Source organism: Thalassospira lucentensis MCCC 1A00383 = DSM 14000, assembly GCF_000421265.1.
GTDB lineage: Bacteria > Pseudomonadota > Alphaproteobacteria > Rhodospirillales > Thalassospiraceae > Thalassospira > Thalassospira lucentensis.
In genome coordinates, this window is sequence record NZ_ATWN01000007.1 from 181,184 (window position 1) to 193,948 (window position 12,765).

The following is a 12,765-nucleotide window of genomic DNA, read 5'->3' on the forward strand; positions in this document are numbered from 1 at the left end:
GTTTACCCGTTACTCGGCTGCTTTGCCAAGGTCATAGGGTGGTTTGTCCAGACCGGCCGGTGATCGGGTAAAGATTTCAAACCCGTCGTCGGTCACGCCAAGCGAATGTTCAAACTGTGACGACAGTTTGCGGTCTCGCGTCACCGCTGTCCAGCCATCAGGTAAAATTTTACACGCATAAGTGCCCTGATTGATCATCGGCTCAATCGTAAAGATCATACCCGGTTCCAGAACAAGCCCTTCGCCCGGTTTGCCGTAATGCAAAACATTCGGCGCATCATGGAACACCTGACCAAGCCCGTGACCGCAGAAATCACGCACAACAGAGAACCGCTCACCTTCGGCATAGGACTGGATCGCATGGCCAATATCGCCAAGCGTCGCACCTGGCTTAACCGCGTTAATCCCGCGCCAAAGCGCCTCATAGGTCACGTCAACAAGACGCTGGGCCATGACTTTGGGTGTTCCGGCAATATACATGCGCGATGTGTCGCCGTACCAACCATCAACAATGACCGTGACATCAATGTTCATGATGTCGCCATTCTGAAGTTTCTTGTCGCCCGGAATGCCGTGGCACACCACATGATTGATCGATGTGCAGATTGATTTCGGGAAACCGCGATAATTCAGGCAGGCCGAAATCGAATTGTGATCGCGGATATATTCATCACACAGGCGATCAAGCTCACCCGTGGTCACACCCGGCACAACATGCGGGGTAATCATATCAAGCACTTCCGCTGCCAGCCGTCCGGCGGCGCGCATGCCTTCAAATGCTTCGGGGCCGTGAAGTTTAACTTTTCCGTTCGCCACCCGAAATCTCCTTAAGCTCGGCTACATGTCTATCGAAATCGATATTGAATTTGTTCAACAATGACATAAAGCCAGATGTCCTTATTGGCAAGGTTTGGCTGATGTGCGTGCGTTTTTGCGCCGAAAAACCAACAATCGCCGCGGCCCCGCCATGCCCCGCGTTTCGGGCACGAAAAAGCCCGCCGTGATGGCGGGCCAAGTCGTGTCGATCCCGGCGAAATATTACTCAGGATCAAACTGTTCGCTGTGTGTCAGGGCGCCAATCAGTTTGGTACACTGGAGCTTTGCTTCTGTGCCTTGTCCATCACATACCCGATGTCATCTGGCAGCATATATCCATCCTTGATCAGGTCCTGTGACGCTGACCGCACCGCGTCAAGATAGGCGGCCTTACTTGGGTAATGCTGACCCATGCTTTTGCGGCCATTACCAGACACATTATTTTCAAACGGCACAAAAAGACCGGTCAGGCTGCACAATTCACCCGGTGCATAACCTTCGCTACGCAGGTTCCATCCCGCATAGGTGCCCAACGGTGCTGCGATATAGGGCAAGGCAACGCCGCCAGTCGGATTGCCATTGGCATCAACTGTCGGGACATATGCCGGGTAGGTTGCCCCACGTTTTGGCGGGGTTGTTGAATGATCCATCACTTGAAGCCCATTATAAGATGGCACTGGCGCCGTATCACCAAGCTTGGGCATTTTGAAATCGGCCAACGGCGTCAACGACCCATCGCTAAGGTTCGGGTAGCGACTTTTGGGCGGTGTTTTACCCGTGGTGATCCAGTCGACCATTCCCGCATACAACGCCCGCATGACGGGTGCCCCACTCAGCGGATTTGTCGGATAACGGCAGACAGGGCCCAGTTTGGAGTCTGTCATCCAGCCATTGAAATGCGGAGCACCCTCAATGAAATAGAGGCGGACATTCTCTGGCATCTCTAACGGTTCGCCCGCAGGTGTGGTCGAAACCAATGACGCGCGTGCCTGCCAGAACTCTGTTGACGTATCGCTTTGCATGACTTTCGGGCAGGTGTTTGTGTTTTCACATGCCGAAAGGATTGACCCCTGCTTTCCGGTCAACGGGTCTGTTGTCTGGGCATAGGTGAAAGGAAACTGATCGCCCGGATAGTCGTGGTCTTCATGCTGACGCGAATACCGGCCCGGCAAGGCAAAACGATAATTCGTGTAGGTCTTACGAGACCCCGCAATGTGCGGCATGGCACCGTCAAAGACCTGTGCGCCGGTTTCGTCGGCATTAAAGCCCTGATAAATGAAATCACGCAGGTAACGTCCCGATTGCGAAATGCCAAGACCCAATGTGTGGTCAATACCATGAAGCGGGCCTTGTACATCATGGCCCGGATTGCCGCGTAGGAACGAAACCGTATCGCTGGTCGCGACAAATGCAAGTCCCTGTGGAACCGGGTTTTTCGCAGGATAAACAAAATCATAGATCGCGCCGGCATCCATGCCCGCTGGTCGGGAAATTTCAATTTCGATCGGGCTGATATATTTAAACGACAGCCCCGCAGGCGTAACCCGTGGATCGCTTTCATTCTGACGAACGGTCAAGGTTGCCTGCGTTACGTCAAGATTGGCCGCAGGATAGGTCAAGGTGCCCTTGCCGGTGGTGCCAGCTTTGTCAAAAATAAACTGTTCGCGCGACGGGCCCGTAATGTCAGACAGGACAGGAAGGTTCAGGTTGATGGCAGCGTCAGGCAGGTCGGCTTGCCAGCCTGTCCACACAATCGTATCACCGCGCAACATCAGGAAACCATCACCGGCATCGCCAGCTTTTTCCGGAATACCTGATGAACCTGAACGGTTCAGCAGCATAAAGCTCAGATTGCGTCCCCTGTTGGGGACCTCATGGAACAGCAAGCCAGATTTCTTGTCTGGATCGGTGGGCTGAAGTATTGAAACCTCGGTCGAGAAAACAACTTCTCCCTGTTCGTTGACCGGAACTTTGTCGATATCGACAATGTTGGCCATTCGCGGTGAATTTGGGTCAACGGCAAAGGTCGCCGTGGCATCAATGCGATCATAGGTGCCGATTTCTGGAAACGGCATCCCTTCAAACGCAGTGGTCTGCGACGTAACTTCAAAGTTGGTTACCCTGGCCTGCGCATCTGTTGGCGCACCAATCGCGATGCCGCCCATGGCAAGCAACGCTGGTATAATGATTTTTTTATGCATTATATCCTCCCGTTTGGATCAACTATAGGATGAGCCTTTAGATGATTTGATGCTGTTGTGTTCAGAGTCAAATATTTTGTATACAAGGTTTGCCACATCGTATGCGTAGGGGCGGGTATGAGAAACACTTTTCACAAGCTTCGGGACGATATTGAGAACGGTATTCTCACAGGCGATTTCGCCCCCGGCGAGCGACTGGACGAGACCCAGTTAGCAGAGCGGTTTGGCGTTTCACGCACCCCGATCAGAGAAGCGCTTATGCAATTAAGCGCCATCGGCCTGATCGAGTTCCGACCACGGCGCGGCGCGCTTGTCGCCGATTACGGCCCGAAATATGTCTTTGAAATGTTTGAAGTCATGGCCGAGCTTGAAGGTATGGCTGGCGCATCTGCCGCCCGGCGCCACACACCAGAGGATAAAACCCTGCTTCTAAACGCCCATCTTCGGTGCGAGGAAGCCACGGCCAATGACGATACCGACGCCTATTATTATGAAAACGAGGCGTTCCATCACGTTATCTATGCCGCCAGTCAAAACAGCTTTTTAAGTGAACAATGCGCACTGCTGCATCGGCGCCTCAGGCCTTATCGCCGCCTGCAGCTTCGTGTTCACAATCGGATGAAGGCGTCTTTCGACGAACATAAACAGATCATTGAAAAAATCCTTTCTGGCGATGCACAAGCCGCGCGCGAACTGTTGCTTGCCCATGTCAGAGTACAAGGGGACCGGTTTAGCGACCTGATCGCCTCTTTGGAAAAAATAAAGGCCAAAGCGACGAGTGACCGGTAACCTGCGCGCCACCACCCGTTTTACAATCCCACAATCGGCAACGGATTGCGCACGGTGACCGCGTTGGTATCAATCGAACAATCATAGGCAATGGCTTCAACCCCGTTGGCGCGCGCGGCCTTGAACCGATCCCCATAATGCGGGTCAATGTCGGTCGAAAGTGTAAACCGGTCACAATCGGTCCGCTGGATCAGGTAAAACATCACCGCCCGATGTCCCTCGGCGACCATGTCGGCCATTTCATCCAAATGCTTTGCTCCGCGTGCTGTCACCGCATCGGGAAATTCGGCCAAACCGGGGACGTCTTCGTCACGTTTAAGATGGACGTTTTTGACTTCGACATAACAAAGCCCGCGGTCGGGATCAGACAGCAATATATCAATCCGCGAATTCTTGCCGTACTTCACTTCGCGTTTCAGGGTTTCATACCCCGACAGTTCGGGAACCAGACCGTTCAAAATGGCTTCTTCGACAATCGCATTGGGGTGGGACGTGTTAATCCCGATCCAGGCGTCGCCGATCTGGCACAGCTCCCAGCTATATTTCAGTTTGCGTTTGGGGTTGTCTGATTGCGACAGCCAGACATCAATGCCCGGCTCCTTAAGTCCGATCATCCCACCGGGATTGGCGCAATGCGCGGTAATAACCTCCCCGCTATCAAGTTCAACATCGGCCAGAAACCGTTTATATCGTTTGATCAGCTTGCCGTGGATCAGCGGGGTTGGAAGATGCATCGTTGGCCTTTCGGGGAAACTGTCCTGACAGGAACTGTCATGTGATTTCTAAAACATGCTGCCAATTTCACGGCAATCGCGTCATACATCAACCCCTTACCGCTCAAAACCGCCAGAGGATTGAAAATTGCGCCAGACCCTTCGCGCTAAAGCCATTGCCGTTTGCGACAAAAAGATCGCGCAAAAAGGCGAAAATGTCGGCCTGTCATTCTATGCGTTTTTTGCCAACCGCAATGATGATCCGGATATGTTGATGGAGGCCGCAACATGGTGGATCAAAACCCATCAGCTTGATCATTTCGAAAAGGCCACCAAAATCCGCGAGATGGTCGAAGCCGGACTGTAAGTGATCGAGCTGTATTATCTCAGGCGGTTTAGGACTTTTTTGCCCTGCGTTTGATAGGGATAAACTGTGTATTTCTCACAATGAGATATCTATTTCTGCGCAAGTCCAGAACGCGCGAGGGCATCCTGTTTCAAAGAAAAATAAACTATCTTGGGTTGAATTTTTTGTATCTTTCCCAAAATTGACGGTCATGCCTTTTGGCAACGATTTCCGATGCCGGAATGGCAGTGAGTTAGTTCAATTGCTGGAAAATATAAGGAGTAGGATCCAATCCGGGTGTGATGTGACAGCTTGCCCGACGGACTCCTGTTTTTCTGGGTGCACGTGAAAGGTGTATGGCTCGGGAGGAGATTCATGAATCTCGGACAAATCAGCATGTCGACAAAGGTGATCATGGTCATTGCTGTTCTGGCGATCTTTTTGGGCGTCAATACCGGTGTGGCTATCTGGGGCTTGGATCGATTGTTTACGGCCTCAGAACGAAGTCGGATCGCCGGGGAAGAAGCATCAGATGGCGGACGGTTGTTGCGTGTTATCACTTCGTTGAACCGAGCAGAGTTCAGGATTGCTGCCGACCCATCGCCGGAAACAGTTGCGGAGTTAAGTGCGCTTCTTGAAGAAGAACGTACGCAGTTTCGGAAAACTGTCGAAAAGCTTGAGAAAACAGCAGGTCCGGAACAGCAAAAAGAACTGAATGTAATTTTCTCAAGCTATGAAGACTATCGGGACCGGGTTTCCAGCACCATTGAGCTCGCTACACAAAGTAGCGGAGAAAATACCGCCGCTTTGCGCGATAGATTGGTGGGCGCTGCTTTGCAGAACCGGCGCAACGCAACCGAACTAAATGACACGATCCGGATATATCTTGAAATTGCTGAAAACCGGATGACGACACTTGGTGCAACATCGGATCAACTGTTTTCAAACATACGTAGCGGCATGTTGATCTTCTCGGTTGTTGCGATTGTAATCGGGTTTGGACTTGGTTTGTATATATCGCGGCAGGGTATCATCATACCAATTCGAGGCATCGTCAGGGCACTTAAGCAGCTTTCAGACGGTAATCTGGAAACCAAACTTTATGGTGTCGGGCGCAAGGACGAAATCGGTGATATCGCTGCCGCGATGCAGGTGTTTCAGAAAAACATGTTGCGCACCCAGAGATTGGAAGAAGAGGCAGACGAAAAAGAACGTCTCGCCGAAGAAAAGCGCATACGCCAACTCAACAAAATGGCCGATGATTTTGAGCATACCGTCGGTGGTGTTGTTTCGGTCGTTGCATCGGCCGCGGTCGAACTTGAAACAGCTGCCGAAACCCTGACCACAACTCTTGATGAGGCGAACTCGCAGGCTTCAACGGTTGCGTCAGCCTCGCATCAGGCCTCGACCAATGTTGAGACCGTCGCGGCTGCTTGCGAACAACTGGCTTCTTCGATCAGTGAGATTGGCCATCAAATGCAAAATGCGACCAATATCACCGGATCGGCTGATGAGAACGCAAACAATACCCGTCTTACCGCGGAACAGATGGTGGCGTCGGTTCAGAAGATTGGCGAAGTTGTAACCCTTATTCAAGATATTGCGGCACAAACCAATCTTCTTGCGCTCAATGCCACGATTGAGGCCGCGCGCGCAGGGGACGCGGGTAAAGGCTTTGCCGTTGTCGCCAGCGAGGTTAAAAATCTGGCCACACAGACGGCCAAGGCGACCGAGAATATTACAACGCATATCTCAGAAGTTCAGGACGTCACACAATCAACGGCGACAGCAATCGAAAGCATTTCTGCAGTGATTGCCGAAGTGCGTGACACCTCGACGAACATCTCTGCAGCAGTGGAACAGCAGGATGCTGCCACTCAGGAAATTGCCCGAAATGTTAGTCAGGCTTCCGAAGGAACGGGTGAAGTTAATGCGTCAATCACGTTGGTGAGCGAGGCGGCACAAGAAGGTGGTCAAGCTGCAAATGAAGTGCTTTCAAGTGCACGTGAGTTGTCCCGTTCTGCAGATACCTTGCGCCAAGAGGTTGGGAAGTTTGTTGATGCGGTACGCGCTGCATAGTTGCTCTCACAAAGGCGCCGTATCCGTTACGGCGCTTTTGTCACCGGTCATGGCTTAGGCTTATCTGGAACGTCACCGAGGAAATCAACCAGACTGACCTGACCAGAACCCCGGCGCAGCGGCTTGGGCTGGCTTTCATCTGGCGCCCATGCCGTCAAATAGATGACTTGAAACTTCGCATGTATCCGGCCATCGGGTTGCGCATGACGTTCGTGATAGATCGCAGCAGCACGTGCCAATGTACTGCGTTTGGTGAACTTTTTGGATCGTTTGGCAACAATGTTGCTTTCGCCCATCCCCGAAAGGTCGCGCATCAGTTTAAGCGCATCGGGATAATCAATCGTGATGTCATCGGCATCCACCACTGGCAGGGCAAAGCCGCTGCGTTGAAGCAATGCACCAGCATCTTTAACATCGACAAACGGGGAAACACGCGGCGATACGCCGCCTTCTTCTTCGGCCTCGGCCGTCATCAGGGCTTCGCGCAGGCCTTTAAGCGTCTCCCCACCAAGCATGCAGGCCAGAAACAACCCGTCGGATTTCAGCGCACGACGCGCCTGAAGCAACATGCCCGGCAGATCATTGACCCAATGCAGGCTGAGGTTCGACAAGATCAGATCAAGCGACCCTTCGGCAAAGGGCAGGAATTCTTCATCCGCCACCATGCTGGACCGGCCATTAAGATCACGCGCGACCTTGGCATAACGATAGGAAATATCAGCTTGATGCAGGGTTTCAACCCGGCTGCTTGCGGCAAGGATCTGTGCCAACTCACCACTATGACAGCCAAGATCAACCGCATGCGGGAAATTGCGCGTGGTGTCCTCTAACCGGTCGGCCAGCCGGTCGGCGGTTTCGGCAAACAGGAAGTTGAACTCGGACGCGCGCGATGCGGCGCGGTCGCGGCGCAGTTTAAGGATATGACGATCAAAGACCGTGATCGGATCGGCCATGGGGCGGGAAGCTCCGGCAAAGTCGTTTTAAATGTTACGACCTAGATAGAGCGTCCCGCCCCATGGTGCAATCGAAGATCGGCCTTAAAGTTCCAATATGAGCGGCGCATCACCGTCGGTTTCGGATGCGGCGGGCATAGCACAGCAGATCAGGGCCTCGTCGGAGTTAAAGGTCGCACTGGGCTGTGTTTTATAGGTCACGCGACCTTGCGCAATTTTGGTCCGGCATGTGCCGCAATTCCCACCGCGGCAGCTGGCTTCCGGGGCAAGTCCGGCGTCCTCGGCAAGTTCAAGCAACGTCTTGTCGGCGTCGGGTTGCCAGATGGCCGTCTGACCGGATTTCGCGAATTCGACCTGTGTTGCTTTGGAGCTCGCCGGGGCGAGTTCGGGCAACTGGTCATTGGCATCAAGGCTTCGTTGCAGCGATGCGGGGCCAAAGGCCTCGGCATGGATACGGTTATTGGTAATGTTTAGCCCGCGCAGCCCATCATACATCGCCTGCATGAAGGGCGGCGGCCCGCACAGATAAAAATCAAAATCATCAAACGGCAGCAGGGACCGAAGCAAATTCATGTCGATATGACCCGATGCTTCATAATCCTTGCGTGGTTCTGCCCCATCTGTATCGGCCAGAACCCGGACAAGGCGAATGTTGCCCTGTGCGACTTTCACAAGTTCAATGATCTCGCTGTCAAAGGCCCGGTCAGTGAGACTGCGGGCAGAATAAAACAGCCATGTCGGACGGAAACCGCGCGTGCGCAGTCCTTCATAGACAATATGGCGCAGCATCGAAATCATTGGTGTAATGCCAATGCCACCTGCCATCAGAACGACGGGCCGCTTTGCGTCGGCATCAAGGTGAAACTCCCCGGCAGGTGCCCGTGCCTCGATCACATCGCCAACGCGCAGGGTGTCGTGCAAGTGGCTTGAGACAACACCTTCGCGCTTTACGCTGATGCGATAGGTATCATCCGATGGCCCATTTGAAAGCGTATAGGTTCGGATCAACGGCGTGTCCGTGCCGGGTATCTGCACACGGATCGGTAAATGCTGTCCTGCTTTGTTGGGTAAAGTGCCATTCTGATCTGCCGGTTCAAGGTGGAACGATTTGATCAGGTGGTTTTCCTCGGTAATCCGGGCAATTTTGAACGGACGCCAGCTTCTTGCCGCTTCAATGGCCGCAAGGTTCCGTGCCGCACTTTCCCAATCGCCGGTCAGAAGGCTGTTGGGCGATGCGCCGTCCGCTTGATCGCGCCAGCGTATCGGCAGGGCAGATTTCCTGAAAACCACCTTGCGCGGGAAAACACGCCAAAGGCGTTCAGCCCCCTGAAAGGCGGCAATTTCCGGCCCTTCGACAATGACGTCGGCATCGCCGGTGATTTGCAGGACATTGCCCGTGTTAAAATCGGTAAAGATCAACCCTGCCTTCGGGTTGGTCAGGATATTGCCCAGCGTGTTGAAAAACAGGTTTCCGGCAAAATCGGGAATGGTCAGGGTGCCGTCGGCGTCTATGTGGACAAACCCGGCTTTGCCGCCGCGATGGGATACATCTACTTCGCGTTTTTTTCCGGCACGATCAACATAGGTTGCGACAAAAAAGGTGTCGGCAGCGGCAATGATCGCCCGCGCCCGTTCATCAAGTTCTGCCGACGTTTCGGGGGACGACGCGGCAGGGGCAAGTGGATCACGGATGAATTCAAAATCGCGCAGATGGATATACTGCGGGCAATTGCCATAGCTGTGCCCGACCTCGATGGTAAAGTGATCATCGGAAGAATGCGCAATTGTACCGTTCATACGGTTACGCCGTCTGGTATGCAGTTCAATCCCGATCATGCCGATCGCCGTACCGTCACCTATGCCGGCATCCGCAGGATCGGTCGCATCGCGCGGGATGCTGACCGAAAGATGATGGGGATCAGGTGAGCTGAGAAATCCGGGGTGGTTGGCGCGAAGGGTTGCCCAGACATCGCCCGCATCATCCACCGTGCCAAATACGGCAAAGGGCAGTTGCGGATAGAACTGACGATGTTGATCAATCAGATGATCACGCAGCACGCGTTTGCCCATCTCGGCCATCTTTGTCTCGACACCGACCAACTGTTGCATGTGGATCTCGCCCTCATGCCACGGGCCGGAAGTGTCCGCACCTGACGGCGTGAATTGGACGGGGGCGGAAGATGGGATTTTTGAGGGCGATGCACTGCGCGTGTTCATGACAGTTTCCTTTTCGACGGACGAGGCTCAGGGCCGGTCTGGGGGCAGGGGGAGTTTGAGCGGGGGCACAAACACAGTGAAAGACCGACCCAGCCCGTCAGATCGCCTTACGAAGACCGGCGACTGATTGCTCAAAGGGAACGAAACCGGGCAGGGCTTCAACCCGTTTTAGCCACGCGCGCACATTGTCATAGGCGGCAAGGTCAACATTGCCTTCCGGTGCATTGGCGATATAGCTGTAAAGCGCGATATCGGCGATGGTCGGATGATCAAGCGCAATCCAGTCGTTGCCCGAAAGCTGGCTCTCAATCTGGGTAAGGATGGCATGGGCGCGTGCAATGACTTCCTCGGCGTTGAACGGCGCATTGAAAACCGTGACCAGACGGGCTGCACAAACGCCATAGGCAATCTGCCCGGCCGCGACGGAAAGCCATTTCTGAACTTTTGCGGCACCTTCGGCGTCTTCGGGCAGCCAGTCGGTTGCACCAAGCTTCTTGGCGACATAGGTCATGATGGCAATTGAATCGGCAATCACGACATCACCATCTTCAAGAACCGGAACTTGACCAAGCGGGTTCAGTTTAAGGAATTCCGGTGATTTATGTGCGCCGTTTGGTAAATCGACAATGCTTACCTCGTGCTCAACACCCAGAAGGCTCAGGAAAAGATGGGCACGGTGGGCATGACCCGAAAGCGGGAAATGATGCAGTTTCATGATCGCGATCCTTTTCGTGGACATTGTTTATGGGGTGATCTGATCATGATTGTTGGCTCATAATTAAGGAATATGGTTTTATGGGAATTCATTATTCCGAAATATGGAATAATTAGTTAGCGGTCGGGAAAGCATCATGGATCGATTTCAGGCAATGCGAATTTTTGTCCGCGTCGTCGAGGCGCGCAGCTTCGCCGAAGCAGCGCGGCAATTACATTCAAGTCCACCCGCAGTCACACGTGCGGTGGCATATCTTGAAGAAATCACCGGTGCGCGGCTACTGACCCGGACAACAAGATCGGTGACCCTGACCGAACCAGGCGCGCGCTATTATGCCGATTGTAAACGTCTGCTTGCCGCCTTGAACGAGGCCGAAGCCGCCGCAGGGGGCGAGTATGCCAAGCCGAGCGGCACATTGACGATCACCGCCCCGGTTTTGTTCGGGCAGATGTATGTTTTTCCGGTTCTGACTGAATTTCTTGATCTTTATCCCGAGATGCGCGGCCATGCACTGTTGCTCGACCGGATTGTCAATATTGTCGATGAAGGTATCGATATTGCCATTCGCATCGGGCACATGGCCGATACATCCATGAGCGCGATCAAGGTCGGGACGGTGCGCCACATCGTTTGCGGTTCACCAGACTACTTTGCACGAAATGGCAGGCCGCAGGTCCCCGCAGACCTTGGCGCACATAAGGTTATTGCATCGACCGGATCCTCGATACCCCTTGACTGGCAATTTGGCCGGGATCAGAAAATCAATCTTTCCGTGACCGCACGCTTGCAAAGTAATTCGATCGCAGCCGGCCGCCAGGCAGCAATTGACGGCTGGGGACTAATGCGTCTGCTGTCCTATCAGGCGGCCCCCTATGTTCAGGATGGATTGCTTGAAGTGGTTCTAACTGAGTATGAGCCCGAACCACTGCCGATCCATATTGTCCATCCCGAAGGCCGCCATGCATCCGCCAAGGTGCGTTCCTTTATCGATCTGGCGGTGGATCGTCTGCGGGCAGACGCGCGCATTAATTAGGAAGGTAGATTTTAGGGTCAGGCCCTGGTCCCGACACATGCTATATTCCGGTTCCAGTTCAGTGTTTTGGGGCATCTGGTGGGTATTTCATCGTCGCAAATTGGCCGTGCCATCGGCAATGTGGTGCAAATCGGGTTGCGAACCGTTTTACCACCGCGTTGCGGCGGATGTGGGGAAATTACCGACACCACCCATGCGGTCTGTGCCGATTGCTGGGCCGGATTGCGGTTTATCACCGCCCCGCAGTGTGCGTGTTGTGGATATCCGTTCGAACTCGATGTTAGCGCTAACATCGAGGCTATTGACCAAAACTCGGATGGTAAAATCCTGTGCGGGAACTGCCATCAAAAGAAACCGGCCTTTGATCAGGCACGTGCGGCCTTGGTCTATGACGATCATAGCCGCGAGTATCTTCTGCGGTTCAAGCATGCGGATCGCACCGACCTGACCCCGCTTCTGGCGCGTTGGATGTTTCAGGCCGGACACGATATGTGGGGAGATGCGACGTTGATTCTACCGGTCCCCTTACATCGTCGTCGTTTGTTATCGCGGCGCTACAATCAGTCGGGGCTTTTGGCGCAAAGGCTTTCGCGTCACACTGGAATTTCCTGGGATAGTTTGGTGTTACGGCGGGATCGCAATACACGAAGCCTTGGCGGATTGGGCCCATCTTCGCGCAAACGCGAGGTTGGCGGGGCCTTTCGCATTGATGAAGCCCGCGCAGGTCGTCTTGGTCTTGCCGGGGCCAATGTTGTTTTAGTCGATGATGTGCTGACAACCGGGGCAACCGCCAATGCCTGTGCCAGCAGTTTAAAGCGGGCCGGGGCCATGCACGTATCCGTGATCACAGTTGCACGTGTCGTGCGATGACGCGGTGCAGAATTTCTGATATACAGCCCTCAT

11 protein-coding genes are annotated in these 12,765 nt (G+C 53.8%); 5 read left to right on the forward strand and 6 right to left on the reverse strand.

The window, feature by feature from the left end; all coding sequences use genetic code 11:
- Window positions 1-9: 9 nt before the first annotated feature.
- Together map and K355_RS0115445 are read right to left on the reverse strand one after the other, a co-directional pair.
- On the reverse strand, window positions 10-816 hold the full coding sequence (gene map / locus K355_RS0115435) for a type I methionyl aminopeptidase (RefSeq protein WP_022733057.1): 807 nt from the start codon (window positions 814-816) through the stop codon (window positions 10-12).
- A 263-nt stretch (window positions 817-1,079) separates the two neighbouring features.
- Complete coding sequence (locus tag K355_RS0115445; RefSeq protein ID WP_022733059.1) at window positions 1,080-3,017, reverse strand: alpha/beta hydrolase domain-containing protein; 1,938 nt, start codon at window positions 3,015-3,017, stop codon at window positions 1,080-1,082.
- 117 nt (window positions 3,018-3,134) lie between these two features.
- Between K355_RS0115445 and K355_RS0115450 the strand changes: the two genes are divergently transcribed.
- On the forward strand, window positions 3,135-3,806 hold the full coding sequence (locus K355_RS0115450) for a GntR family transcriptional regulator (protein ID WP_022733060.1): 672 nt from the start codon (window positions 3,135-3,137) through the stop codon (window positions 3,804-3,806).
- Window positions 3,807-3,826: 20 nt separating this feature from the next.
- Here the strand turns inward: K355_RS0115450 and sfsA are convergent, their stop codons facing one another.
- Window positions 3,827-4,540, reverse strand: coding sequence for a DNA/RNA nuclease SfsA (sfsA, locus tag K355_RS0115455; protein ID WP_022733061.1), 714 nt, complete (start codon window positions 4,538-4,540; stop codon window positions 3,827-3,829).
- A gap of 127 nt (window positions 4,541-4,667) precedes the next feature.
- Between sfsA and K355_RS0115460 the strand changes: the two genes are divergently transcribed.
- Together K355_RS0115460 and K355_RS25155 are read left to right on the forward strand one after the other, a co-directional pair.
- Entirely contained in the window at window positions 4,668-4,886 is a 219-nt protein-coding gene (locus K355_RS0115460; RefSeq protein WP_022733062.1) for a DUF6500 family protein, read from the forward strand.
- 354 nt (window positions 4,887-5,240) lie between these two features.
- Window positions 5,241-6,944: a methyl-accepting chemotaxis protein gene (locus tag K355_RS25155; RefSeq protein ID WP_022733063.1), complete on the forward strand. Its 1,704-nt coding sequence runs from the start codon at window positions 5,241-5,243 to the stop codon at window positions 6,942-6,944.
- Window positions 6,945-6,991: 47 nt separating this feature from the next.
- On the opposite strand, the gene K355_RS0115470 is transcribed toward K355_RS25155, so the two are convergent.
- The 3 genes from K355_RS0115470 to K355_RS0115480 form a co-directional block, all read right to left on the reverse strand.
- Window positions 6,992-7,897 carry a methyltransferase domain-containing protein gene (locus K355_RS0115470; RefSeq protein WP_022733064.1) on the reverse strand — a complete coding sequence of 302 codons (906 nt, stop codon included), beginning with the start codon at window positions 7,895-7,897 and terminating at the stop codon, window positions 6,992-6,994.
- A gap of 84 nt (window positions 7,898-7,981) precedes the next feature.
- Window positions 7,982-10,114, reverse strand: coding sequence for a 2Fe-2S iron-sulfur cluster-binding protein (locus tag K355_RS0115475; protein WP_022733065.1), 2,133 nt, complete (start codon window positions 10,112-10,114; stop codon window positions 7,982-7,984).
- 97 nt (window positions 10,115-10,211) lie between these two features.
- Entirely contained in the window at window positions 10,212-10,829 is a 618-nt protein-coding gene (locus K355_RS0115480; protein ID WP_022733066.1) for a glutathione S-transferase family protein, read from the reverse strand.
- Window positions 10,830-10,965: 136 nt separating this feature from the next.
- On the opposite strand from K355_RS0115480, the gene K355_RS0115485 reads away from it, so the two are divergent.
- Window positions 10,966-11,862, forward strand: a complete 897-nt coding sequence (locus K355_RS0115485; protein ID WP_022733067.1) for a LysR family transcriptional regulator — start codon at window positions 10,966-10,968, stop codon at window positions 11,860-11,862.
- Between the two features lie 78 nt (window positions 11,863-11,940).
- Entirely contained in the window at window positions 11,941-12,732 is a 792-nt protein-coding gene (locus tag K355_RS0115490) for a ComF family protein (protein ID WP_022733068.1), read from the forward strand.
- The last annotated feature ends 33 nt before the right edge of the window (window positions 12,733-12,765 follow it).